The organism is Bradyrhizobium sp. LLZ17 (assembly GCF_041200145.1).
Taxonomy (GTDB): Bacteria; Pseudomonadota; Alphaproteobacteria; order Rhizobiales; family Xanthobacteraceae; genus Bradyrhizobium.
The window spans coordinates 6162829-6187674 of the sequence record NZ_CP165734.1; the positions used below are offsets into that span (position 1 = coordinate 6162829).

General features: G+C 64.8%; 20 protein-coding genes and 4 pseudogenes. 10 read left to right on the forward strand and 14 right to left on the reverse strand.

What is annotated here, in order from left to right; all coding sequences use genetic code 11:
• Positions 1-10 precede the first annotated feature (10 nt).
• Together AB8Z38_RS29620 and AB8Z38_RS29625 are read right to left on the reverse strand one after the other, a co-directional pair.
• Positions 11-1159 (reverse strand): acyl-CoA dehydrogenase family protein, encoded by a 1149-nt coding sequence (locus tag AB8Z38_RS29620; RefSeq protein ID WP_369721195.1) that lies wholly within the window; start codon positions 1157-1159, stop codon positions 11-13.
• A 5-nt stretch (positions 1160-1164) separates the two neighbouring features.
• A pseudogene (locus AB8Z38_RS29625) lies at positions 1165-2020 on the reverse strand (enoyl-CoA hydratase).
• 166 nt (positions 2021-2186) lie between these two features.
• Here AB8Z38_RS29625 and AB8Z38_RS29630 point away from each other — a divergent pair.
• From AB8Z38_RS29630 to AB8Z38_RS29640, 3 genes and pseudogenes are all read left to right on the forward strand, one after another.
• The gene (locus tag AB8Z38_RS29630) at positions 2187-2795 is read left to right on the forward strand and encodes a LemA family protein (protein WP_369721196.1); all 609 of its coding nucleotides are present in this window, start codon (positions 2187-2189) and stop codon (positions 2793-2795) included.
• A gap of 204 nt (positions 2796-2999) precedes the next feature.
• The gene (locus AB8Z38_RS29635; protein WP_369721197.1) at positions 3000-3887 is read left to right on the forward strand and encodes a YgcG family protein; all 888 of its coding nucleotides are present in this window, start codon (positions 3000-3002) and stop codon (positions 3885-3887) included.
• Positions 3888-3890: 3 nt separating this feature from the next.
• Positions 3891-4390, forward strand: a pseudogene (locus tag AB8Z38_RS29640) (TPM domain-containing protein).
• A gap of 76 nt (positions 4391-4466) precedes the next feature.
• On the opposite strand, the gene AB8Z38_RS29645 reads toward AB8Z38_RS29640, so the two are convergent.
• On the reverse strand, positions 4467-5279 hold the full coding sequence (locus tag AB8Z38_RS29645; RefSeq protein ID WP_369721198.1) for an MBL fold metallo-hydrolase: 813 nt from the start codon (positions 5277-5279) through the stop codon (positions 4467-4469).
• Positions 5276-5647 (reverse strand): Crp/Fnr family transcriptional regulator, encoded by a 372-nt coding sequence (locus AB8Z38_RS29650; RefSeq protein ID WP_369721199.1) that lies wholly within the window; start codon positions 5645-5647, stop codon positions 5276-5278. Before AB8Z38_RS29650 ends, AB8Z38_RS29645 begins: the two co-directional genes overlap by 4 nt.
• 281 nt (positions 5648-5928) lie before the next feature.
• Here AB8Z38_RS29650 and AB8Z38_RS29655 point away from each other — a divergent pair, with 281 nt between their 5' ends.
• The 3 genes from AB8Z38_RS29655 (at position 5929) to AB8Z38_RS29665 (ending at position 8696) form a co-directional block, all read left to right on the forward strand.
• The gene (locus tag AB8Z38_RS29655) at positions 5929-6864 is read left to right on the forward strand and encodes a hypothetical protein (protein WP_369726639.1); all 936 of its coding nucleotides are present in this window, start codon (positions 5929-5931) and stop codon (positions 6862-6864) included.
• Positions 6865-6958: 94 nt separating this feature from the next.
• Positions 6959-8503: a hypothetical protein gene (locus AB8Z38_RS29660; protein WP_369721201.1), complete on the forward strand. Its 1545-nt coding sequence runs from the start codon at positions 6959-6961 to the stop codon at positions 8501-8503.
• Positions 8504-8531: 28 nt separating this feature from the next.
• Positions 8532-8696 (forward strand): hypothetical protein, encoded by a 165-nt coding sequence (locus AB8Z38_RS29665; protein WP_369721202.1) that lies wholly within the window; start codon positions 8532-8534, stop codon positions 8694-8696.
• Positions 8697-8704: 8 nt separating this feature from the next.
• Here AB8Z38_RS29665 and AB8Z38_RS29670 read toward each other — a convergent pair whose 3' ends face one another.
• The 3 genes from AB8Z38_RS29670 to putA all read right to left on the reverse strand — a co-directional run bounded on the left by AB8Z38_RS29670 (position 8705) and on the right by putA (position 13900).
• Complete coding sequence (locus tag AB8Z38_RS29670; protein ID WP_369721203.1) at positions 8705-9352, reverse strand: glutathione S-transferase family protein; 648 nt, start codon at positions 9350-9352, stop codon at positions 8705-8707.
• Positions 9353-9545: 193 nt separating this feature from the next.
• Positions 9546-10751 carry a CaiB/BaiF CoA transferase family protein gene (locus AB8Z38_RS29675; protein WP_369721204.1) on the reverse strand — a complete coding sequence of 402 codons (1206 nt, stop codon included), beginning with the start codon at positions 10749-10751 and terminating at the stop codon, positions 9546-9548.
• 149 nt (positions 10752-10900) lie between these two features.
• Positions 10901-13900, reverse strand: coding sequence for a bifunctional proline dehydrogenase/L-glutamate gamma-semialdehyde dehydrogenase PutA (putA, locus tag AB8Z38_RS29680; protein WP_369721205.1), 3000 nt, complete (start codon positions 13898-13900; stop codon positions 10901-10903).
• Positions 13901-14014: 114 nt separating this feature from the next.
• Here putA and AB8Z38_RS29685 point away from each other — a divergent pair, with 114 nt between their 5' ends.
• A complete protein-coding gene (locus AB8Z38_RS29685) occupies positions 14015-14476 on the forward strand; it encodes an Lrp/AsnC ligand binding domain-containing protein (protein ID WP_369726640.1) in 462 nt (153 codons plus the stop codon).
• 168 nt (positions 14477-14644) lie between these two features.
• Here AB8Z38_RS29685 and AB8Z38_RS29690 read toward each other — a convergent pair whose 3' ends face one another.
• From AB8Z38_RS29690 to AB8Z38_RS29710, 5 genes are all read right to left on the reverse strand, one after another.
• Positions 14645-14845 (reverse strand): cold-shock protein, encoded by a 201-nt coding sequence (locus AB8Z38_RS29690; RefSeq protein WP_008134691.1) that lies wholly within the window; start codon positions 14843-14845, stop codon positions 14645-14647.
• 197 nt (positions 14846-15042) lie between these two features.
• Positions 15043-15363, reverse strand: a complete 321-nt coding sequence (locus tag AB8Z38_RS29695; protein WP_369721206.1) for a cytochrome c — start codon at positions 15361-15363, stop codon at positions 15043-15045.
• 11 nt (positions 15364-15374) lie between these two features.
• Positions 15375-16574: a molybdopterin-dependent oxidoreductase gene (locus AB8Z38_RS29700; RefSeq protein WP_369721208.1), complete on the reverse strand. Its 1200-nt coding sequence runs from the start codon at positions 16572-16574 to the stop codon at positions 15375-15377.
• Between the two features lie 323 nt (positions 16575-16897).
• A complete protein-coding gene (locus AB8Z38_RS29705) occupies positions 16898-18634 on the reverse strand; it encodes an adenylate/guanylate cyclase domain-containing protein (protein WP_369721209.1) in 1737 nt (578 codons plus the stop codon).
• Between the two features lie 95 nt (positions 18635-18729).
• Positions 18730-18930 carry a hypothetical protein gene (locus AB8Z38_RS29710; RefSeq protein ID WP_369726803.1) on the reverse strand — a complete coding sequence of 67 codons (201 nt, stop codon included), beginning with the start codon at positions 18928-18930 and terminating at the stop codon, positions 18730-18732.
• On the opposite strand from AB8Z38_RS29710, the pseudogene AB8Z38_RS29715 reads away from it, so the two are divergent.
• Positions 18854-20453: pseudogene (locus AB8Z38_RS29715) on the forward strand (glycosyltransferase family 39 protein). The gene AB8Z38_RS29710 and the pseudogene AB8Z38_RS29715 sit on opposite strands and share 77 nt — an antisense overlap.
• Positions 20454-20589: 136 nt before the next feature.
• On the opposite strand, the gene AB8Z38_RS29720 reads toward AB8Z38_RS29715, so the two are convergent.
• Both AB8Z38_RS29720 and AB8Z38_RS29725 read right to left on the reverse strand, forming a co-directional pair.
• Positions 20590-21618, reverse strand: a complete 1029-nt coding sequence (locus tag AB8Z38_RS29720; RefSeq protein ID WP_369721210.1) for a YcjF family protein — start codon at positions 21616-21618, stop codon at positions 20590-20592.
• Positions 21615-23080 (reverse strand): annotated as a pseudogene (locus tag AB8Z38_RS29725) (YcjX family protein). The gene AB8Z38_RS29720 and the pseudogene AB8Z38_RS29725 overlap by 4 nt, the downstream one beginning before the upstream one ends.
• Before the next feature lie 199 nt (positions 23081-23279).
• On the opposite strand from AB8Z38_RS29725, the gene AB8Z38_RS29730 reads away from it, so the two are divergent.
• Positions 23280-23975 carry a hemolysin III family protein gene (locus AB8Z38_RS29730; RefSeq protein WP_369721211.1) on the forward strand — a complete coding sequence of 232 codons (696 nt, stop codon included), beginning with the start codon at positions 23280-23282 and terminating at the stop codon, positions 23973-23975.
• 60 nt (positions 23976-24035) lie between these two features.
• The gene (locus tag AB8Z38_RS29735; RefSeq protein WP_369721212.1) at positions 24036-24830 is read left to right on the forward strand and encodes an SDR family oxidoreductase; all 795 of its coding nucleotides are present in this window, start codon (positions 24036-24038) and stop codon (positions 24828-24830) included.
• Positions 24831-24846 lie beyond the last annotated feature (16 nt).

The window sequence follows — 24846 nt, forward strand, 5'->3', positions numbered from 1 at the left end:
TGTGCTCCCTTCAGGCTGAAACGGCGGCGCGGCCAAGCTCGGCGTGACGGCGATAGTGATGCGCGCTACCGCCGAACAGCGTGTCGAAGGCGACGAGCCGCTTGAAATAGGCGCCGACCTCGAGCTCCTCGGTCACGCCCATGCCGCCGTGGAGCTGGATCGACTGCTCGCCGACGAAGCGCGCACACGTGCCGATCTTCGCCTTTGCGCCCGACGCAGCGCGGGCACGTTCGATCGGTTCGGCGTCGACCTTCAGCGCCGCGCGCAGCGCCATCGAACGGGCCTCGTCGACCTGCATCGCCATGTCGGCGAGGCGATGACGGATCACCTGATTGGCCGAAAGTGGCCGGCCGAACTGCTTGCGGATCTTGGTGTACTCCAGCGTCGTGTCGACAAGCGTCTGCATGATGCCGACCGCCTCCGCGCCGAGCGCGGCCATGGCGCGGTCGACGGCCCATTCGATCGCGGGCAGGGCGTCGCTGCCGTCGCCCAGCAAGGCGTCTTCCGGAAGCTGCACGCCGGATAAATCGACGTTGCAGGCGCGCCCGCCTCCCAACCGCGGATATTCGGAGATCGCGAGCCCCTGCGCTGTCGCCGGCACCAGAAAGAGACCGATCCGCCCCGATGGTCCCTGATGATCATGCAGATGCGCGGAGACGATGATCTCGTCGGCGGCATGGCCGTCGAGCACCGCGATCTTGCTGCCGGCAAGACGCCAGCCTTGCGCCGTCTTGGTAGCTACCGTTGCGACCTTGGCCAGATCGAACCGGGCCGCGCGCTCGGAATGTGCCAACGCAAGCTTCAATGATCCATCCGCGATCTTGGGCAGGCTTGCCTGTTTCTGCGCGGTGCTGCCGCATTTGTCGATCAGCGCAGCGCCCAACACGACCGTCGCGATATACGGCTCCGACACCAGTCCGCGGCCGAACGCTTCCATCAAGATGCCGACCTCGATCGCGCCGCCACCGAGCCCGCCAAACTCTTCCGCGACCGGCAGCGCCAGCCAGCCGAGCTCGGCGAACTGCTTCCAGACCGCCGGGCTGAAGCCAAGCGGATCGTTCGCCATCTTGCGGCGGTGATCGGCGTCGTAGCTTTCGGCCACGAAGCGTTCGACGCTCTCGCGCAGCAAGCGCTGCTCGTCGCTGAGATTGAGATCCATCGTATTTACTCCGCGGCTGCCGGCGGCTTGCGCACGGAGGGATGCAGGCCGGATGGATCGACCACCATGCCGAATTCCTGGAGGTTATGTGCGTGACAAAGCTGATGCAATGCAAAGGCCTGGTCGATTGCGGCGGGCTGGCCCATCACATCGACTGAGCGGTTCACGGCTTCCTTGGTCAGCTTCAGTGCGAAGGAAGGTTTTGATGCGATCCGGCGCGCCAGCTCAAGCACGCGCGATGACAGCTCCGCGCGCGGCACGACCTGGTTGACCATGCCGAGCTGGTGCGCTTCCTGCGCGCTCCAGCTGTCGGCGGTGAACAGAAACTCCTTGGCCTTGCGCGGGCCGAGCTCCCACGGATGCACGAACCATTCGACGCCGCAGACGCCCATCGTCACCACCGGGTCGCAGAACTGCGCGTCGTCGCTGGCGACGATGAGATCGCAGGCCCAGGCCAGCATCAGGCCGCCGGCGATGCATTTGCCATGCACTTCGGCGATCGTCGGCTTGGCCAGGTTGCGCCAGCGCCGCGTGATCTGGAGATAGATTTCCTGCTCGCGCGCGAAGCGCCCATGCGCGTTGGCTTCCGCGAAACCGCCCCAATTTCCAATCGGCGGAAAAATCGACGCCCGCGGCATTCTTGCCGCCCGGCCGCAGGTCGTGGCCGGAGGAGAAATGCGGACCGTTGCCGGCGAGGATGATGACCTTGACCGCATCGTCCTGCACCGCCGCGTCGAACGCAGCGTTGAGATCGTAGGTCATTTGCAGGTTCTGCGCATTGCGCGCATCGGGCCGGTTCATCACGACCCGGGCAATCGCCGGCTCCGGCCTCTCCACGAGGACGGTCTCGAACGAGGTCATGGCGCTTCCCTCTCGCATTTCCGTTTAGCCCAAGTTGACTATGTCGGCCGGTGATAGGCAAGAGGCTTGCGTCGATCGGCTGCTTTTCGCGGCATCGGCACAAGATGTCTGGCACGGCGCGCGCCCAATCTGGTAGTTTGCGCCCGATTCCACCGGGAGAAATTTAATGCGCAAATTCCTGACTGTGCTGGCGGCACTCGCCTCGCTCAGCCTGACCAATTGCGGCTACAACGCGATCCAGAGCGAGGACGAGCAGATCAAGGCCAACTGGTCCGAGGTGGTGAACCAGTATCAGCGCCGCGCCGATCTCGTGCCCAACCTGGTCAACTCGGTGAAGGGCTTTGCGCAGCAGGAGAAGCACGTGCTGCTTGGGGTCACCAATGCGCGCGCCAAGGTCGGCAGCATCCAGGCGACGCCCGAAGTGCTGAACGATCCCGCCGCATTCCAGAAGTTTCAGGCTGCCCAGGGCGAACTTTCCAGCGCGCTGTCGCGCCTTCTTGTGGTCACGGAAAACTATCCGCAGCTCAAATCCGATGCGCTGTTCAAGGATCTGATGTCGCAGCTCGAAGGCACCGAGAACCGCATCACTGTTGCCCGCAACCGCTACATCAAGGCGGTGCAGGACTACAACGTCACCATCCGCTCGTTTCCGAGCAATCTCACAGCAATGATGTTCGGCTACAAGGAGAAGCCGAACTTCTCGGTCGACAACGAGAAGGAAATCTCGAGCGCGCCGAAGGTCGATTTCAACCCGGCGCCAGCTCCGTCGAAGTAAGTGCGCGGCATTTTGCGAATGCGCCAGGCTCCGCCCACCGCTGTCATTCCCCGCGAAAGCGGGGAATCCAGTACGCCGCGGCTTCTCCGGATCCCTTTGGCGTCTCTGGAATACTGGATCGCCCGGTCCGGGCTCCGCCAAGGCTCCGCCGGGCCACGGGTGTGCTCGGCCGCCGAAGCTTTAGCGAAGGCGGCAAGCCGGGCGATGACAGCTACGTTGTGGCGGGCAATAGTCGTGTTCGCGCTCGTCCTTGGCTGGTCGTTCCCCGTCTTGGCCGACGTCGCGGTGCCGCCGCTCACCGGCCGCGTCGTCGACCAGACCGGCACGCTGTCGAGCGACGACATCACCGCGCTGTCGCAAAAGCTCGGTGATTTCGAGACGCGCAAGGGCAGCCAGGTCGCCGTGCTGATCGTGCCGACGACCGCCCCGGAGACGATCGAGCAGTTCTCGATCCGCGTTGCCGAGGCCTGGAAGATCGGCCGCAAGAAAATCGACGATGGCGCGATCCTGGTCGTCGCCAAGAACGACCATCACCTGCGCATCGAGGTCGGCTACGGCCTCGAAGGCGCGCTCACCGATATCAATTCGCGGCGGATCATCGACGAGGTCATCACGCCGAAATTCAGGGAGGGCGATTTCGCCGGCGGCATCTCGGCCGGGGTCGACCGGATGCTGCGCGTCATCGACGGCGAGCCGCTGCCGGCGCCGTCGCGAAGCGTGAAGTTCGGCAGCTGGAACGACGTCGAGCCGCTGTTCTATTTCGTGCTGTTCGGCCCGCTGGTCGTAGGCGGGATACTGCGGTACATCTTCGGACGGCTGCTCGGATCGGTCATTGCCGGCACGATCGTCGGGCTGCTGGCTTGGTTCGTGCTCGAATCCGCCGTCATCGGCGTGGGCGTCGGGGTGCTTGGTGCCGTCCTGACCTTCATTGCCGATCTGTTTGGGGCGGGGGCGGGCACCGGATCTTCACGCCGCGGCACGTGGTCGAGCGGCTCTTCATCGAACGGCTGGAGCAGCGGATCGTCGTCGAGCGGCGGCTTCAGCGGCGGTGGCGGCAGCTTTGGTGGCGGCGGCGCCTCGGGGAGCTGGTAGGTCATGAGCATTGCGCGCATTGCCAGACATCTGGTGCAGCATCATTGGCGGGCGAATCAGCTTTTTCCGCCAAAGGTGCTCGACCGCATCGAGCAGGCGATCAAGCAGGGCGAAACCACGCATTCCGGCCAGGTCCGCTTCGTCGTCGAAGGTGCGCTCGATGGCCGCCCGTTGTTCCGCAACCAGCAAGCGCGCGAGCGTGCGCTCGACCTGTTCTCGCAGTTGCGGATCTGGGATACCGCGCACAACAACGGGGTGCTGATCTATCTCCTGCTCGCCGACCGTGACGTCGAGATCATTGCCGACCGCGGCATCGACGCGAAGTTGTTGGCGCCGCCGGCTGGGAAAAGATCTGCCGCGCGATGGAGGCCGCGTTCAGGTCGCGCCAGTTCGAGCGCGGCGTTATCGACGGCATCGCGGCGGTGTGGCGTGAGTTGGCCAAGCACTTCCCGCCGGGCGGGGCGCATCGCAACGAGCTGCCGGACAAGCCGGTGGTGATGTAAGCCGAGCTGCGATGTGGAGAGAGCGGGTCCCACCCGCTCCGTCATTGCGAGGAGGGTTGGCGGAAGCGCTTGCCCGCTAATCATCCAGCTTGTTCAGATCCCGCACCGACTGCATGATCGGCTCGAAATTCGAACGCGCGTCGAGCGCGTCGAACAGTTGCGCGGTGTCCGCCAGCAGACCGTGCGACCGCGCGATCGCGATGCGCACGTCCTCCTGCGGCGTATCCGACAGCCGCCCGTGTCCCGACAACAAGATCTTCGTGTCCAGTCCCTTGATGCGCTCCAGCGACTGGATGTAGTCGGAGATGCTGCCGGACCCGAACACGCCGCCCATCACGCCGCCGGGCATCAGCGTGTCGGCGGCAAACAACAGGCCCTTGTCCTGCTCGAACAACGTGATGCAGGCCGAGGTGTGGCCCGGGGTATACATCACGTTGAGGCGGAAATTACCGAGGTCGATCAGATTGCCTTCCTCGAGCCAGATGTCGATGTTAACAGGCACGTTCGGCTCGTTGAACATCTTGCGCAGCATCGAGAAATCGTCGCGCAGCATGATCTTGTTGGCGGCGAGCCGATGGGCGGCGACAAAGGTGCGGCGCTCGTTGAAATGCCAGGCGGCGCCAATATGGTCGAGATGCTCGTGGCTCAGCACCACCATGTCGATCTTCTCCGGCGGACAGCCGACGAAGTTCAGGCACTCGACCATCGCCGGATAGTTCGACGACAGCCCGACATCGATCAGGATGGTGCGCGCCGAGCCGCGCACCAGATAGGCGTTGGCGGCGCGGTTGGAGAAGCGGATCTGGAAGACGTCGTCCGCCGCCTGGATCAGCGAGCAGGTGTCGTTCTTCATCAGGATCGGGAATGAACCGGGCTTTCGATCACTCATGATTGCGCGTTCCGGTAGGTCACCGCGTTGGAAGCACGCAGCCGCTTCGAGAGCGCGTCCATCACCATCAGCGCGAAGGCCGGCTGCTGGCTGACCAGATAGACGAAGCGGGCGTGATTGATCCTCATCACCTTGGTGTTCGGCACTGCCGCGATCGCGGTCGCCGAGCGCGCGGAGCCGTCGATCACCGCCATCTCACCGAAGAATTCGCCCTTGCCGAGCTTGATGATGCTGGTCTTGCTCGCGCCGCTGAGTTTGACGATCTCGACCTCGCCGTCGAGCACGACGAACAACTCGCGGCCCGTCGAGCCCTCCTCGAAAATGACGTCATCGATACCGAACTCGTTGATGCACTTCTCGATCGTCATTGCGCCTCCCCCAATAGCCTTCTGGCCGGCGGGACCGCTATGTTAGCCGGGTAATACTGGGCGGCAAACAGCCCTTCGGCCAAGTCCGCGGCCTACCGCAGGGCAGCATGGGCTGACGAATTGTTGCGCGCCGCCACGCCGGTTCCACTTTCCCGACCCAATTCGGCCCCGGACGAGTTCCTAAAATTTCGGTAAGCGGGTCCGAAGGTAAGGAATTCGCAAGCAATGAAAGTTACCAAAAGGTCAATCCAGACTGGAGTATTTGAGCCGTGAGCGAACCCATGCCCGAACAGGCCGGCCAGGCGACTGGCGCTGTCGAAGCCGCCGCTGCGCCGCAGGCCGTCGAGGCCCCTTCGATTGCCCCCGACCACGAGACGCCGCCCAAACCTGACGCCGCCGACGTCGAGGCGCCCCGGATCGAGGTGCCGAAATTGAACGCCAAGCCCGAGCCGAAGCCCGGCAAGCTGATCGTGATGGCGCCCGCGGAGCGGTCCTGGGAGCACGAGGAATTTACCCCGCATGTGACGGGGGACGAGACGCGGGAGACCGGCAAGCGCCGCTTGTCGGCGATGGCCGCGGTCGTTGCGATCGCCGCCTGCGTCGGCGCTATTAGCGGCGCGCTCGCGACCGCCGGAATGATGCACTTCGCCGGCCCGGCGCCAACTCAGGTCGCCGACACCAGCGCGCTGGGCGCCTCGGTGTCCCGGATCGATGCCGACGTAGTCGCGCTCAAGGCGAGCGTCGAGCATAGCTCGAAGACGGGGCTGAGCCAGTTCAACCGGACCAACGACCGCCTCGACAAGCTCGAGAAGGCCCAGGCCGAGCCGATGGCCAAGATCGCCAAGCTGTCCGAAACCGTCGACAAGCTCCGCGCCACGCCGGCCGCAGCCCCCGCGCAGGCCGCGGCCGCAACGCCTGCGAAGGAAACCACGGGCACGATCGCACCGGCCCAGGTCGCGACGGTCGCTGCCGCGCCGGCGCCCGAGCCGGCCGCGCCCAAAACCGAGGTCAAGGCCGAGGTCGGGCGCCTGCCGACAATCGACGGTTGGAGGCTCCGCGACGTCGCCAATGGCGGCGCGCTGATCGAGGGCCGGGGCGGCCTCTACGAGGTTTATGCCGGCGATCCCATCCCCGGGGTCGGCCGCGTCGATGCGATCCGCCGCCAGGACGGCCGCTGGGTGGTCGTCACCAGCAAGGGCCTGATCGTCGCGCGCTAAGCGCCTCGTCATCCGAGTTTCGAAGAGGCGCTTCACCGTGATGTGAAGCGCCTTTTTGCTTGAATAGGCGGACCGGCGCGGTGTTAGTGCAGGCATGAGCCGCGCGTTGCGAATTCTCGTTGCTGTGGTCGTCTTGTTCAGCGGCGCCGTGTCGTCAACGGCTGCGGAGAACGTGCCGCTCGCCCGCGGCACTGCGATCACCGATCCCGATCTTCTGCGCCAGCTTGATCAGAACGATGCGCTGACGATCTCGCGGCTGTTGCGGCCGGAGCGGAACGCGAATTTTCCGCTGACGACGGATCAGATGTTCTCGTCGCTGTCGCAGCTCAAGCCAATTCTCCCGGCCATCAATGCGGAGTTCGATCGCTATGTCGCGCAGTCCAAGATGGTCTCGCCCGGCGAGACCATCGGCGTCGGCGAGGGCTTCGACGTCCAGCTGTTCGATCGAGCCGTTCTGAACTCCCCCGACACGCGCTTCGTGCTCGCCGGCATCGTCAACCGCATGGACCGCGCCTATGTGTCGGACGAATCCTGCGGCGAGATCCGCTTGATCTATCGCCTGGCGCGCTTCGACACCAAACCGGACGGCAGCAAGGCGGCGACGCGTCTGCCCATGACGCTGAATCTGGTGATGAAGGCACGGGATGTCAGCCATTCACTCGGCAAGGCCGTCAGTTGCGCAGACATCGCGCGTCGCTGGCTCGACAATGGCGACTGGGAGGGGCTGATAGGCAGCCACTTCCAACCCTACGATGCCATGCTCGATCGCATCGAGACCAACATCCAGATCTCCATCGCGCCGAAATCGGCGCGGCACGATTTCCGCTCCGACTATCTGCTCAAGGTGTTCAAGTACGACGCCGCCACGAAGCAGTTCGAGGAAGCAACGCTGGAGAACCAGATCGACCGCGACCGCATTCTTGCCGATGACGCGCTCCGGCGGGATTTCAAGATGTGGCTGCTCACGCCGGAGAACTTGCGCGACTTCGATCGCGGCACGGTGCTGATCCCGGAGAAGTATCTCGCCAGGGCTGCAATCGCACCGACGCCCGCGGGCTTCGATGCATCGGACTTGCAGCCGGAGTTCGGCATGATGCAAGGGGAGGGCAAAGGGGAAGGCAAAGGCGAGCCCGTCTTCACCGACGACGACGTGGTCGGCGCCCTGAAGCAGGCGGCCTCGCGCGGCATCGATATGCAGAACATCCGTTCGGTCGCCGGCTTTCAGCGCCGCCTCAACGACGTCACCTGCTCGGGCTGTCACCAGACCCGCGGCATCGGCGGCTTCCATTTCCCGGGCGTGGATTGGCTGGTCGACAAGCCTTCCAATTCCAGCATCGTCCCGGCCTCGCCGCATTTCTTCGGCGACCAGCTTCGCCGCCGCGACATCCTGACCGCGTTTGCCGCGGGCAAACACCCTGATTTCTCACGCGGATTTGCCAGTCGGCCGCAAACCCGCGGCAGCCCGGAGCTGGCGGGTACCGAGTACCAGGACGGCTGGGGCGCACATTGTTATTTGCCAGATCAGGGATCGGGAACACCCGACAGGAGTTTTACGTCATGGACCTGTGCTAAAGGTCTCACCTGTCAGGCTGCTTCGGCCTCGAGCCGCATCGGCATGTGCTTCATCAAGACGCGTTAGCGCGGCGATAGCCGATTTCGGATGACCCATGACGGACACGAGCGACGCCAACAAGGAGCGCAATCGCGAGATCGCGCGGAATGAAGAGGCCAAACAGGTCACCGGCAGCATCCGTGTCAGCATCTGGGCGGTCGCGGTGGTCGTGATCATCGGCGGGATATTGTTTACGCTCGGCTGGCTGGCGCTGCGTTAGCAAAGGCGTCACTTCGCGTAATGCGTCAGCCGCTTTCCGGGCAGGAGATCATACGCGGACTTCCAGCCGGGCAGCGCGGCGATGCGGCCGAGCCAGGCGTGAATGGCGGGATGGCTGCGCGCGAACTCGTAGCCGTGCTCGTCGCTCGGATAATGGAGATAAGCCATCATCGAGATGTCGGCGACCGACGGCTTCGCCCCGATCGCGAAATCGTTGCGGGCGAGATGCCCTTCCAGGATGCCGAGGAAATCGTCGATCCGGTAGCGGAAATGCTTCAGCACTTGCGGATCACTGTTCGGGATGAACGTCCGCATGAAGCGGTAGGTCGCCATGTAGCCGGTGAGCTTGTGGTTGTCCCAGAACAGCCAGCGCAGCAGCTCGAACTTCTCCTCCGCCGTGTCGCCGCCAAAGCGGCCGTACTGGTCCGCGAGCTTGAGCAGGATCGGCGCGGTCTGCGTCATCTTCACGCCGTCGACCTCGAGCACCGGGATCTCGCCCATCTCGTTCACCGTTCTGCGCCACTCCGGCGTACGGGTGATGCCGCCGCCGAAGTCGGTCCAGACCGGCTCGAAGCTCTCGCCGCAGAGCGTCAGCATCAGGGCGAGCTTGTAGCTGTTGCCGGATTCGGGGAAGTAGTGGAGGCGATAGCTGGGCATGGCACCTCACGGATGACAGTTGTCGTAGCAAGCTATTCCCTCACCGTCGTCCCGGCGAAGGCCGGGACCCATAGCCACCGAATGTGGTTTGGCGAGGACTCGGAATCGTCGGCTGTGCGCGACAACTCTCACTCTGGGATATGGGTCCCGGCCTTGGCCGGGACGACATAGTAGAAGCAGCGAGCCGTCAGGCCTAACCCACCGCCCCTGTTGACCGCAGCTGCTCGATCGCAGCCTCGTCGTATCCCGCGCCACGCAAAATCTCGTCACTGTGCTCGCCGACGCCGGGAGGTTTGCGCGGCTGCACTTTCTTGGTGCCGTCGATCCAGATCGGGCTGGAGATGGTCATCATGGTGTCGTTCTCGAACGGCACCAGCACTTCGTTGTCGAGCATCTGCTTGTCGTTCGGAATGTCGTCCAGGATGCCGACCACGCCGAACACCAGGCCGTTGCCGTCGAGGATTTTCCGCCATTCGGCGAGATCCCTGGTCGCGAATGTTTCATCAAAGATCTTGATCAGCTCGATTGATCGGGCATGCCGGTCCGGCTTGGTGGCGAAGCGCGGGTCGTTGATCAGCTCGGCGCGGTCCATGCACCGCGCGAGTGTCGGCCACTGCCGCTCCTCGTTGAGCAGCGACAGGATGATCCAGCGGCCGTCCTTGCACTGATAGTGATTGGTCACCGCGTTGAGTGCGCGTTCGCGCGGTCGCCGCTCGCTAAACTTGGCGCCGCAGAGCTTTGCCTGCGCCAGCACGCTCGCCGCCCACACGCCGTTGGCCATCAGGTTCGAGGCGACATGCGAGCCCTTGCCGGTCCTCTCGCGCTGATACAGCGCGGTGACGATCGCGCTGTAGAGCGCCATGGCGCAAGGGTGGTCGCCCATGCCGGCAACCGAGCGGGCCGGCGTCGTGTCGGTATCGGCGCGGACGAGGTCCATCAGGCCGGAGCGCGCCCAGTAGGCGTTGCTGTCGAAGCCGGGCTTGTTGGCCTCCTCGCCCTTCTCGCCATAGCCGGTGAAGGAGGCGTAGATCAGCCGCTCGTTGAGATGGGCGAGGTGGTCATAGGTGATGCCGAGCTTGCTGCGCACCGGCGGCGGCATGTTGGTGATGAAGACATCGGCCTGTTCCACCAGCTTGTAGAGCACGGCCTGCGCCTCCGGCTTGGAGAGGTCGAGCGCGAGGCTCTTCTTGTTACGGGCCTCCAGCAGCCAGGCGAAATTGTGCTCGCCGGTCGGGTAGCCCGGCAGGTTCGGCAGATTGCGATAGGGGTCGCCGGCGCCGGGCGGCTCGATCTTGATGACGTCGGCGCCGAAATCCGACAGCACGGTGGCAGCCGCAGGCGCTGCGATGAAGCTCGCGCAATCGAGAACCTTGAGCCCTGCAAAAATGCCTTGTTCCATCGCGGCGCCGCTCCCTCACTCTTGTTGTTTCCCGCTGTCCGGAATTCATAATCCATGACAGCTCAACCATTTGACCGATGTTGTGGCGGGATGCAACGCCGCTCGGCCGTCGCTTTCCAGGGCCCGCGGCGCGTTGATCAAGGCTTTCGCTAATCTTCGCCTGCGAGCAGGGCGGCGTTGCCGCCGGCAGCCGCGGTGTTGACGGTCACAGTCTGCTCGGTGGCAAAGCGCGCGAGGTAGTGCGGGCCGCCGGCTTTCGGGCCGGTTCCGGACAGGCCGTTGCCGCCGAATGGCTGCACGCCGACCACCGCGCCAATCATGTTGCGGTTGACGTAGATGTTGCCGACCTGGACCCGGTTGATGATTGCCTCGACCGTGTCGTCGATGCGGGAATGGATTCCGAGCGTCAGCCCATAGCCGCTCCGCTTGATCGCTTGCAGCACACGTTCGAGGTCCTCAGCCCGGTAGCGCACGACATGCAGGATGGGGCCAAACACCTCCTCGGTGAGCTGGCCGGCCTCCTTGAGCTCGAAGATATGCGGCGCGACGAAGCAGCCCTCCGGCACGGAGCCGGCAAAATGCAGCCGCGCCTCCGTCTTCATCCGCGCGATATGCGCATCGAGGCGCTGCTTGGCCTCGAGATCGATCACCGGTCCGACATGAGTTGCGACGTCGCAGGGATCGCCGATCGTCAATTCCCGCGCCGCGCCTGCGATCATCTCGATCATGCGATCGGCGACATCGTCCTGCACGAACAGCAGCCGCAGCGCCGAGCAGCGCTGGCCGGCGGAACGGAACGCCGATGTCACGACGTCGTCGGCGACCTGCTCGGGCAGGGCAGTGGCATCCGCGATCATGGCATTGATGCCGCCGGTCTCGGCGATCAGCGGCACGATCGGCCCATCCTTGGCGGCGAGCGTCCGGTTGATCGCGCGCGCGACGTCGGTCGAGCCGGTGAAGACCACGCCGGCGATATCAGGATGCGCGGTGAGTAGAGCACCGATGCGGCCGTCGCCCGTGACCAGATGCAGCGCGCTTGCGGCAATGCCGGCCTCGTGCAGCAGGGCTACGGCCTCGCGCGCGATGCGCGGGGTCTGCTCGGCGGGTTTTGCCACCACGCTGTTGCCGGCCATCAGAGCCGCCGTGACCTGTCCGAGGAAGATCGCCAGCGGAAAATTCCAGGGCGAGATCGCCACGAAGACGCCGCGGCCGCGCAGGGTGAGCACGTTGCTCTCGCCGGTTGGGCCTGGCATCGCGGCCTCGCTGCCGAACAGCTTTCGGCCCTGCGCGGCATAGTAGCGGCAGAAATCGGCGGCCTCGCGCAGTTCGGAGATCGCATCGTCGAGCGTCTTGCCGCCCTCGCGCTGCAACAGCGCGATGAAATGGGCCCTGCGGCTCTCCAACAGATGTGCAGCCTGCTCCAGCGCGGCGGCCCGGCTCGCCGCCGGTGTGCGGCTCCAGGCGGCAAAGCCCGCGCGCGCTGTGCGTACTGCCGCATTGGCCTGGTCCGGTGTTGGGTCGGCAAGCGGCCTCAAATCGGGCGTCTCGCTCTTGATATCGGCCAGCAGCCGGTCGAGCGCGGCACGCTCGCCGAATTCGACGCCACGCGAGTTCCGCCGCTCCGGCGCGTAGAGGTCGCCCGGCAGCGGAATTCGTGCGTGATGGGCCTGATCCGGCCGGACGACGAGATCGGCCGGACGCTTCAGCAGCGCCTGCACCGGCACGCGATAATCGGCAGCCTGCGCCACGAAGGACGAGTTCGCGCCGTTCTCCAGCAGGCGCCGCACCAGATAGGCGAGCAGGTCGCGATGGCTGCCGACCGGTGCATAGGTGCGGTAGGCAATATCGGGGTGATCCTTGGCAAGCTGCTCATAGAGCGCTTCGCCCATGCCATGCAGGCGCTGGAATTCGAAGCCTGCGTTCGCGCCAGCGAGCTCCAGCACGGTCGCGACCGTCAGCGCGTTGTGGGTGGCGAATTGCGGGAAGATGCGCGGCCGTAGCCCGAGCAGTTTCGACGCGCAGGCGACGTAATTCAGGTCCGTCATTGCCTTGCGCGTGAACACGGGATAGCCGTCGAGCCCGCGTTCTTGCGCGCGCTTGATCTCTGTGTCCCAATAGGCGCCCTTGACCAGCCGCACCATCAGCTTGCGGTCGTGTGCGCGGGCCAGCGCATCGACATGGTCGATCACGGCACTGGCGCGCTTCTGATAGGCTTGGATCGCGAGCCCAAATCCGTCCCAGCCCTTGAGCGAGGCATCGGCGAGCGTTGCGGCGATGACGTCGAGCGACAGCTCCAGCCGGTCGGCCTCCTCGGCATCGACGGTGAAGTTCAGGTCATGGGCCTTGGCGCGCTGCGCCAGGTCGAGCAGCTGCGGCACCAGCTCGGCCATGACACGGGCGCGGCTGATCGCCTCGAAGCGCGGATGCAGCGCCGAAAGCTTGACGGAGATGCCGGGCCGGTCGGGCAGGGCATGGGAGCCGGCCGCCTTGCCGATCGTCTCAATCGCACTGGCATAGGCGTCGAAATAACGCCGGGCGTCGGCAGCCGTGCGCGCGCCTTCGCCGAGCATGTCGAACGAATAACGCGTCTTTTGGCCGGAGCGCGGCTTACCCCGCTCCAGCGCCTGTTCGATCGTCTCGCCAAGCACGAAATGATTGCCCATCAGCCGCATCGCCTGCCGCGTGGCGGTGCGCACCGCCGGCGCGCCAAGACGCTTCACCAGCCGGCCGATCGTGCCGTCGGGCGTCTCGCCGGGCTGGATCACCCGCGCCGACAGGCCCAGTGCCCACGCCGAGGCGTTGACCAGGAAGGCGGTGGACTTGGTCTCGTGGTGGATGAAGTCGCCTTCGCCGAGCTTGTCCTCGATGAACTGGTCGGCAGTGCGCGCATCCGGCACGCGGAGCAGCGCTTCGGCCAGCACCATCAATGCCAGCCCTTCCTTGGTGGAGAGCGCGAACTCGCGCAGCATGTCCTCGACGCCGCCGAGCCGGTCGTCGCGCTTGCGGATCGCCTCGATCAGTCGGGTCGCGGTGCGGTCGATCCGCGCTTGCTGCGGCGGACTGAGATGCGACGCCGGCAAGAGCCGCGCGGCGATCTCGGCATCGTCAGGCGCATAGGGAGCGGTGAAGAGAGGCGGGGTGTCCGGCATTGGCGTGTCCTGTGGCTGAATCCAGGGTAGTGCCCGCGTCGCCGCAGTTCGATAGACAAATTAGCAGATTTGCCTTAGAAAATGAAGGTGACTTGCAGGTAGGCCGTGGAAGTTATGGAACTGGACCGGATCGACCGCACAATTCTCTCGGTTCTGCAACAGGATGGGCGAATCGCCAATGTCGAGCTCGCCGAGCGCATCGGGCTCTCGCCGACGTCGATTGGCGAGCGGCTGAAGCGATTGCAGCGCGAGGGCTTTATCGAGGGCTATGGTGCCAGGCTTAATCCGCACCGGCTCGGCCTTGGGCTTCTGGTCTTCGTCGAGGTGTTGCTCGACAAGACGACGCCGGACAATTTCGAGCGCTTTGCACGCGCGGTCAAACTCGCGCCCGAAGTGCTGGAGTGCCACATGGTTGCCGGCGGCTTCGATTATCTGGTGAAGGCACGGCTGGCCGACATGGCCGCATATCGGCGCTTCCTCGGCGAGACATTGCTATCGATGCCGGGCGTGCGCGAGACGCGCACCTATGCGGTGATGGAGGAGGTCAAGCGCGACGCACCGTTGCCGGTGGGCTGACGATTTGCGGTCGCGATTGTCATTGCTCTAGGCTTGATCGGCGATCTCTACGGACAAATAGCTTGCCGCGCGCATCGCAACGCTTGTCGTCGAATGCACTGATCGTCTTCTGAAATTTTCTTGGCCCCGCTCCCGGATCTATCCGGGAGGCGGCAAAGGCTCGCGGGCTTATACCTTGAGGTTCTCTGCGGAGGTCTTGCCCCGGTTTGCGATCTCTTCGTATTCCACCGTCTGCCCCTCGTTGAGCGAGGACAGGCCGGCTTTCTGCACTGCCGAGATATGCACGAACACATCCTTGCCGCCCGACGCAGGCTGGATAAATCCATAACCCTTCGTCGGGTTGAACCACTTGACCGTACCTTTAGCCATCACGCCTTCTCCGCGGGTCTTCCTCCGAGATCTCGAACCGCCAGTCCCCGCCAACCGGCCGGTTCGGTCCTAACAGGATACGCGGAATGTGGCGGGCTTGGTAGATCAAACACCATCCGCATTCCGCGGAAAATCGCTCAACTTCGCGGCGTTTTTACCGGTTTTGCCCGTTTCCCGGTCAATCGGTCCGCGCGCGATCAATAGGTCGCGGCCAGATAGTCGACGATCTTGCCGACGTCGCTCTCTTGGATCGGCGCGCCATACACCTTGATCATCTTGGTCACTTCGGCCTGCCAGAAGCCTTTCTTGTCTTTCATCGGCGGCTGCGTGTTGACGTAGTCCGCCGAGTGGCAGGCGCTGCAATTGCCCTGCACGACCTCGAGATTGGGGCCCGGCTTGAACGCGGCGACCTCGTCCGGGACCTGGTAATTGACGGGTGCCGCGATCGTGGCGGGGCTGGTCGCAACCCAGGCAAGGCCGGCGGCCAATGCGATGGCGAGGAGAACGGTGCGCTGCATGATCATTCTCCTCAGGCCACGTTGACGCGGACGGTCTCGACGACGTTGCGCAAATAACCCGCCGGGTTCCAGCGCGGTTGATCCGGCTGCGTCTCGCCGGAATTGCTGGTCGCACGCACCTTGAGCTCGTGGCTGCCTGCCGCGAGCTTCACCGGCAGCTTCCATTCCCGGAACGAGTAGTTGCCAAGATCCTTGCCGAGCCTGGCGTTGGTCCAGCTCTTGCCGCCATCGGTGGAGACCGAAACCTCCTTGATGCCTTTGCCGCCGTCGAATGCAATGCCGCGCAAGGTCGTGCCGCCCGCCTTCAGCTTCGCACCATCAGGGACGCTGGTGATGAAGGAGCGGATGGTGAAGCGGTTGATCGGGATCGTTGCCTTCGGAGCGGTGCCGGGCTCGATCGAATTGTTCGGCGTGTCCGGAATGCGGTAGGCCGATTTCATCCAGAATCCGTCATAGACATTGTCGATGACGGTGATCTCGTTGAGGTGCTTGACCCAGTAGGTGCCGTAATAGCCGGGCACGATCAGGCGCAGCGGGAAGCCGTTGAGGAACGGCAGATCCTCTCCGTTCATGCCGTAGGCCAGCATCACCTCGCCGTCGGTGGCGTGATCGAGGTCAAGCGCCTTGACGAAATCCGGCGTCTTGTCGCTGACCGGGCCGTCCATGCCGCCGAAGGTGACCTGCCTGGCGCCGGCTTGCACGCCCGCCATCGCCAGCACGGTCTTCAGCGGCACGCCGCGCCAGCGCGCATTGCCCATCGCGCCGTTGGCGAGCTGGCCGCCGGCGACGCGCGGCTCTGAAAAGCCTCGGCTGTTGCCGGAGCACTGGTTGACGGCGACGATCTCGGTCGCCTTCATCTTGCGGATGTCCTTCAGCGACAGCTTCAGCGGCTTGTCGACCTTGCCCTTGATCTCGAGCGTGAACTTGTCGGGATCGAGATTGTAGGGCAGGTCTGAGAGGTGATAGCGGACGAAGAACGCGTTGTTCGGCGTGATCGGGCCGTCATTGAACACCGCAAAGGGCGTTTCGAGCTGCGGTGGCCGGCCGGTCAGGCCGATCATCGGCCGCTTCTGCGGATATTTCACCAGCGGCCGCTCGCCATTGGCGAAAGGCAGCGTGACGGTGTCGAGTGCCAGCGCCTTGGTTGAGCTCAGTGTCGCCGCAAGAGTGGCAAGCCCCGCTCCTTTGAGCAGGTCGCGTCGATCGAACATAGTCTCCTCCCGGAGCTTTTCGTTGAGTCGCGGTCATCACTGCGATCCCGAGCCATCTGCCGCATCGAAGCGAGTGAAGTCAATTCGTGCTTTCGCAGCAGGCCCATGCCGCTGCGTTGCAGCAACGCGGTGTTACGCTGCGTCGACTTTCTTTGTCTGGATCACTCGCGCCGCGGACTCGCTGCACCTCTCCCGCTTGCGGGAGAGGTCGCGCCGAAAGCGCGGGTGAGGGTTCTCTCCTCTGGGGGATTGTGCCGCTGTGGAGACACCCTCTCCCCAACCCTCTCCCGCAAGCGGGCGAGGGGGCGCACCTTTCGCGTCGCTCACGCTGCGACGCGCTCACCGCCATCTACGAGATGCGCCAGTTGCCGCGTGTCCGCCACCACATGCACGACCATCGGCTCATCGCGGCCGCGGATCGCGACCTCCTGCTGCGGCAGCGCATCGTCGCGAAGGCCGGCGGTGCGGCAGACCTCCTCCGAGACGATCGCCTCGCAGGCGAGCGTCTTGGTCATGTCCTGGAGGCGCGCGGCGACATTGACGGCATCGCCAAGTGCGGTGAAGACGATGTGGTCGCGATAGCCGATGTCGCCGATGATGACCTCGCCGCCATGCACGCCGATGCCGAAGCGGATCGGCTGACGCAAATCATGGCTGAGGAGTTCGTTCAGCTCGTCGACATGCGTCGCAATGCTCGCGACCGCCTTCAGGGCCTGCCGGCAGGCGGTCTGCGGATCGCTCGTGAGGCCAAACAGCGCGAGCATGCCGTCGCCGACGAACTGGTTCGGCTGGCCGCCATGCTCGATCACAGCTTGCGAGACTGCGCCAAGGAAACGGTTGACGATGAAGACGGTGTCGAACGGCAGCCGCTTCTCGGCGAGCTGGGTCGAGCCGCGCATGTCCACGAACAGGCTGACGAGATAGCGTTCCTGGCCGATCCGCGCCGGCGCCGACGCATGTGCATTGGCCGACAGCATCTGTGGCATGAAGAGCTGGAAGAACGACAGGTCGGAGCTCGGCCGCAACTGGCAGGCCAGCCTGATCGAGGGATCGGCGGTACCGACCCGGGCGAGCACGAAGGCTTCGCGCTGCGATGGCTCGGGCAAGCTGCCATGGTCGCCGATGATGCGGATGCGGCAGGTCGAGCAGCGAGCCCGACCGCCGCAGACGCTGGCATGCGGCACGTTGTGGCGCAGGCTTGCCTCCAGAACGGTGAGACCCTTGGGCACGCGCACGGTCTTGCCGTTGCCGTAGGACAGGGCGATCATACCGCCGCGCCGCTCGCGCCAGCCGCGCACGCCGCGCCCGAGCAGCACCAGCCCGAGCAGGCCGATGTAACTCATGGTGAGACCACCAGTGATGCGATCGAGCGTATCGCCTTCCGCGACCGTGCCGACCTCGCGCTGCGTGAAATTATGCGTGCGCCACTCGCCGTCGTCGCTATCGGCCGCGACACTGCGGCCGCCCTGGTAGATGCCGAGCAGCGCCAAGGTCGGGACCAGCACGGCGGCAGCCAGCAGGAACGGCGCCGCGCGCGTGAAAAACGCTTTCAGGCGGAGCCAGAAATAGATGCCGATACAGCCGTGCACCCAGGCGATGATGAGCAGGATCGTCATCGTCCAGATCCGGCCGGGCGCGGCGACAAAGAACAGATAGAGCTCCTGCGGATAGAGCTTCTCGTGGCCATACAGCGTCTGGCCAAGCCGCACGCCGATTACATGGGCCATCACCAGTGCCGGGATGCTCAGACCCAGCACCAGCTGCAGCGGCTCGATCGTCCGCCAGCGGAACTGCCGGCGCTGATACAGCGCATAGACGCCGAGCCCCATATGGGTGAGCGCGGCGCCGTAGAACACGATCACCACCGGCGGGAACTGCCAGAACGCCATGTGGTAATAGACCCCAACCTGCATGGCATCGACCGAGATGTTGCCGAGCGCATGGTTGAGGAAATGGCTGATCACATAGGCAAACAGGATGACGCCGCACACCAGCCGCACCTGCCGCGCGCTGGTGCCGCGTGCGAGTTCGGACAATCGTGAAAGGGCGAGGGCGGCCATGATTCGGTTGTACCAGTTCATCAAGGAGAACAGCCAGCGCAGAGTTAAATTCCGCGGATGAATGGGTTGCGGGATCACATGCCTGAGAAGGCGCCTCACACTCCGCCGTCCTCCCGGACAAGCGCCGCATAGCGGCGCGCAGATCCGGGCACCACCCCCACATTGCCCCCTCCCAAGTCGGGGAAAAGCGCGGCCGTGACGATCGCTCCCGACATCACCATGAAGCCTGGCGGCGCCGCGCGCCGGCCGCTCGTTATGGCTGCGCTGGTCGTCGCCGCAATGATGGCGCTGCGCATCGTCTACGCCTCCGCGATCGAGCTGCGCACCGACGAAGCCTACTACTGGACCTGGTCGAAGGAGGCGGCGCTGAGCTTCCTCGATCACCCCCCCGATGATCGCCTGGTTCATCCGCTTTGGCACCGCGATCTTCGGCGACACCACGCTAGGCGTGCGCTTTGGCGGCATCGTCGCGATGCTGGTGACGCAAATTCTGCTCGCCGACATCGTCCGCCGTCTCACCCGCGACGCGCGCGCGGTCGCGCTTGCGGTGCTGATGCCGGAGGCCGCGCTTTATTACGGGCTGCTGATGGCCAAGGTCGCGCCCGACGTGGCCATGATCCCGTTTGCGATGGCGATGATGTGGTCGCTGGTGCGGCTGGCGCAGAGCGGCGACGGCCGCTGGTGGCTGGCGGCGGGGCTGTTCGCCGGACTGTCGCTGCTGTCGAAATTCACCGCGATCATGTTCGCGCCGGCGGTTGCGGTTTTTCTCCTGGTGCCGGATTGGCGCTGGCGCTGGCTGCGCAGCCCCTATCCCTACCTCGCCTTGCTGGTCGCGATCGCAATATTCTCGCCGGTCCTGATCTGGAATGCGCAGCACGATTGGGCTTCGTTCCGTTTCCAGGGCGTGCGGGCCACGACCAATTACGGCATCTCGCTTCGGACCATCGGCGATTATATCGGCCTGCAGTTCGGCCTCGTCGGCTTCGTCATGCTGCCGGTGGTGCTATCGGGGCTCGCAATGATGGCGTGGCGCGGCTATCGCACCCGCGAGCCGGTCGCGATACTTTTGTCGACCGCGGTGCTGGTGCCGTTTCTCTATTTCCTCTCGAAATCGCTGACGCTGAGGGTAGGCGACACCTGGCCGATGTTCATGTGGCCGATCGGCTTTGCCGCTGCTGCGATTAATCTTGCCATGCTGTCGCGCGAAAACTGGCCGGGCCGGATGATCCGGTGGAGCATGTTTTGGGTCAATACGGCGGTGGTCTCGGGCATCGCTTTCGTCGTCGTCGTGTTCCTCTACTATGTCGCCGCGCCCTGGAATTTTCTCGGCAAGATGGATCCGATCGGCGCCGAGGCCGGCTACGACCAAGTCGCTGCGCGTGCGCAAGCCGCGCTGGATGAAACTGGCGCGACCTGGATCGCGACCACGGACTATCGCACCTACGCGATGATGCGCTGGATGTTCAGGGGCCGCGTGCCCGTCATCGAGATCAACGAGCGCGGCCGCTTTCAGGATTTCCGCGATCCCGGCATGGACCGCATCAAGGGACGCGCCGGCATCTATGTCGGCCGTGAGCCCGACAACCGCTCATGGCTATGGGAGAACATCCCCGCCAAGCGCCAGCCGCTCGGCCAGGTCGAGCGCCGCTGGCGCGGCGTCCTGACGGACACCTATGTGCTGGACAAGCTCACCGGCTGGACCCCCGAGCTGTCACCACCAACGGACTCGCCGCTGTTCCACTGGCGCGTGCTGGCGGGAGAATTCAGCGCGAGGGGCGTGCTTACCCTCCCCTGGAGGGGGAGGGTCGATCGCGCGTAGCGCGAGCGGGGTGGGGTGATCTCTCCACTCGGGCAGCGTTGAGATGGAGAGACTGTCACCCCACCCCGTCTCGCATCGCTGACGCGCTGCGAGCCGACCCCTCCCCCTCCAGGGGAGGGTAAGGCAGAGCGAGCGACTACGCCTCGTCTTCTTTCTTCCGCAACAAATCCGTCGCGAGATCGGAGAGCTTCGGCTGCGGCAGCGCTGCGAACGGCAGCGGTCTTGTAACGTCGATCGCAGCCAATCCAAGCCGTGCCGTCAACAGGCCGTTGAGCATGCCTTCGCCGAGCCGCTGCGACAGCTTCGCAGCAATGCCGTGGCCGAGCATCTGCTGCACCAAACTGTCGCTCGCGGCCATGCCGCCGGTGATGGCGAGATGGGCGATGACGTGGCGGAGCAGGCGGATCATGCCGAGCGCGCCGGGGCGGCCACCATAAAGCCGGGCAAGCTGGCGGATCAATTTCAGCGAGGCCACCAACACAAACATCACGTCGATTAGCGCGCGCGGTGAAACCGCGGTCACGATCGAAACGCGCTGTGCGGCAACCGACACCAGCCGCCGCGCTTCGGTATCGAGCGGTGTCATCAATTCGCGTTCGGCCAGCCGGATCATGTCGGCGCCGTCGATGATCTCGCCGGCGTGACTCTCCAGCGCGGCGCGGGCGCGCGCGAGCTGCGGATTCTGGTGCGCGATCTTGACCAGGTCCTGCACGATGGCGCGGCTCTCCTTGCGATCGTCGCTGGCCAGCACGGCGGCGGCGCGCTGATGCAGCTTTTCGATCGTCGCCAATCTTGCGAGGCCGACCGCCTCGCGGCCGATGACGACGGCGAGCGCAAGCGCGGTGACGAATGCAAGGGCGAGGCCGACAAAGCCCAGGCTCTCGCTGCGTGCAAACAGGTCCTCGATCAGACGCACGACGCCGAGCCCGACGCCGAGCAACGTCAGGCCGGCGACGCCGGACCAGAACAGCGCGCCCCAGCGAAAGCCGCGCCGCACCGGGAGCGCGGCCTCGATCGGCACCGGCAGCAAAGACGGATCGGATTCCGGCGTGATCTGGATCGTGCCCCGGCCGAGCCTTGCGGTTTCGTCGGCCTCGGTGACGACGACACCGGGATCGTCCAACCGGAACGTCGCCGGCCGCCGCGGCGGGGATCGGTCGTTCATGACAGCTTGTCTCCGATCAGGAACTGCAGGGCACGGTCGAGGCGGATGTGTGGCAGCGTCGGCTCGTTGCCTTCGCGCTCGAGTCTCGGCGGGCGGAAACGGAGGAAACGGAAATCGCTTTCTCGGCTGCCGCCGTCGACAGCCCGCGAAAGACTGCCGTGCCGTTGAACAGCGCCTCGGGATCGGCGGGCAGGTCGCCCGGGAAGGTCGCGACCTCCGTGTTGCCGTCGAAGAACTCGCCGCCCGTGCTCTCGCCGGCGGCTGGCGTTCCCAGCAGCGAGGGCAATTTGTCGCGGCCATGCGCGACCTGCGCCTCGCGCGTTGCGCGCAGCGCCGCGAGCGCCACCACGTCGATCTCCGCGCCGGTATCTTCCGCCCTCACAACGGCCCGCGAGACCGCGCGGCGCAGCACGGCCTCGAGCCGGTCATGGCTGGAATGATGCAAATGGTCCGCCTTGGTCGCGGCGAACAGGATGCGGTCGATGCGCGGCCGGAACAGGCTGGAGAGAAACGTGCTGCGGCCGATGCGGAAGCAATCGAGAATGCCGGCAAGGGCTGCTTCGAGATCGTGCAGCGCCTCCGGTCCGGAGTTGAACGCGGCGAGCGCATCCGCCAGCACGATCTGGCGATCGAGCCGGGCAAAATGGTCGCGGAAGAACGGACGCACCACGACATCCTTGTAGGCCTCGTAGCGGCGCACCATCATCGCCCATAGCGATCCCTCCGGCGCCTGCCCGTCGATCGGCACATCGAGCGGCGCAAAGGTCAGTGCCGGCGTGTCGGCGAGATTGCCCGGCATCAGGAAGCGGCCCGGCGGCAGCAGGCTCATCGCAAACCGCTCGTCGCGGCAGGCGCGAAGATAACCCGTGAACAGCTTTGCCGCAGCCAGTGTCGCTTGCTCGTCCTCGCGCGCGTGGGGCTTGAGCGTTGCAAGATGGCTGAGCCACTCGGCGGCAAGATGCGCGCGCGGCGCCGCCCGCGACAGCGCCAGGCTCTCCGCCGACCATTGCTCAAAAGTTTTTTGCAGCAGCGGCAGGTCGAGCAGCCACTCGCCGGGATAGTCGACGATGTCGAGCGTCAGGGTACGGTCGGCGCCGTTATGGCGCTGGTAGTCGATGACGAGGCGCAGCTCGCTGATGTCGACGGTCGAGTTCGGCCACAGGCGCTCCTCGATCAGCGCGCGCAGATGGCTCTCATAAGCGAAGCGCGGCACCGCGTCGTCCGGTTGCGGCGCCAGCTGCGCGCGCGCGATCCGGCCCGATGCATAGGCCTCGAACACCGGAAACCGGCCGCCGCGCGTCAGGCCATGGATCAATGCGGTGATGAATACGGTCTTGCCGGCACGCGACAGGCCGGTGACGCCGAGCCGCACTGTCGGGTTGAAGAAGTGCTCGCCATAGTCGATCAGCGCCCGGGCCGACAGGCGCGCCTCTTCGACCATATCCTGGAAACTGAATGCCATATGAATATGAGGGACTCGAACGTGAGAGAACTTGGGCGGGCGGGGCCAAATAGGCAGAACGGACTAGTCACAAAAGTGGCAACTGCCTGACGAAAATCAAGCTTCATACTTCCACCGTCTTCCTGGGTGAAGCAGCCTTTGAACGCCGCGTTAACTGCCAAAGACCAATATCGGACACCTATCGCCGCCCCGGATCGCCATGTCTGTCTTTACGTTGAAACAGCTCGCCTCGTCCTCTGTCCATGCCGCGGCCGACGCGTTCCGGTGGAACTACGATCGCGCCGAGATCATCGCGGACGGTATCGTGCATGGTATCGGTGTGTTGTCCGGTATCATCGCCGCGACCGTTCTGGTGGTGCTCGCGGCGGTCTATGCCGAGGCGATCGACGTCGTCGGCGTCTCGATCTACGTCGCCGGTCTGCTGTCGATGCTGGTGTTGTCGGCGACCTATAATCTGTGGCCGGTGTCGCCGGTCAAATGGCTGCTGCGGCGGTTCGATCATTCGGCGATCTATCTCCTGATCGCCGCGACCTATACGCCGTTCATCCTCGAGCTGAAGGACAGCGTGTTTGCGCTGGCTCTGCTCGTCTGCGTCTGGTGTGTGGCCATCGTCGGTATCGTGCTGAAGCTGCGTTATCCCGGCCGGTTCGACCGTGTCGCCGTCGGTATTTATCTGGCCATGGGCTGGAGCGGCATGATGCTTTATGATTCCGTGGTCAAGGCATTGCCAGCAATGGCGCTCGGCTTCGTGCTTGCGGGCGGGGCGCTCTACAGCCTCGGCGTGATCTTCCATGCCTGGCGGCGGCTGCGCTTCCAGAATGCAATCTGGCACGGCTTTGTCTTGGCCGGCGCGGCGTGCCATTATACCGCGGTGCTCGACCTCGTGTTGAGCTGAGCAAGCGCAAGGCCCGCGAAGCGGTCTAAGCAAAGCCAAAAGAAAAAGGGGAGACGTCGCATGCAGGTGACCGGCAAAATCGTGGTCGTCACGGGCGGCGCCAACGGCATCGGCAAGGCGATGTGCGAGGCTTTTCACAACGCCGGCGCGGCCAAGGTCGTCGTTGCCGACATGGAGGCCGCCGGCGCAAGGGCGGTCGCTGCCATGGTCGATGGCGCGGCCTTCAAATGCGACGTCGCGCAGGAAAAGGACATCTCCCACATCATCGAGGAGACCGAGCGCCAGTTCGGGCCGATCGATCTGTTCTGCTCCAATGCCGGCATCGGCGGCGGCTTCGATCCGATGTCGGTGAACGCCGGTGGCGCCTCGGACGAGCCCTGGCAACGGAGCTGGGCGATCCACGTCATGGCCCATGTCTATGCGGCGCGGCATCTCATTCCGCGCATGAAGGCGCGCGGCGGCGGTTACTTCCTCAACACCATCTCGGCCGCGGGCCTGTTGTCGCAGGTCGGCAGCCCGGCTTATTCGACCACAAAGCACGCCGCGGTCGGCTTCGCCGAAAATCTCGCGATCTCGCACAAGGCGCATAACATCCGCGTCTCGATCCTGTGCCCGCAGGGCGTCGACACCAACATGCTGCGCTCGATCCCGAAGGGCCCGCAATCCGGCGACGGTGACCTCACGCCGGAGCAGGTCGCCCAGGATGTCCTCGCCGGTCTCGAGCAGGAGACCTTCCTGATCCTGCCGCACCCGCAAGTGCTCGGCTACATGCGCAAGAAGACCGAGAACTACGACCGCTGGATCGGCGGCATGGCCAAGATCCAGGCCAGGATGCGGGACGATCTGGGGGAATAGGCGGGGCCACAATTTC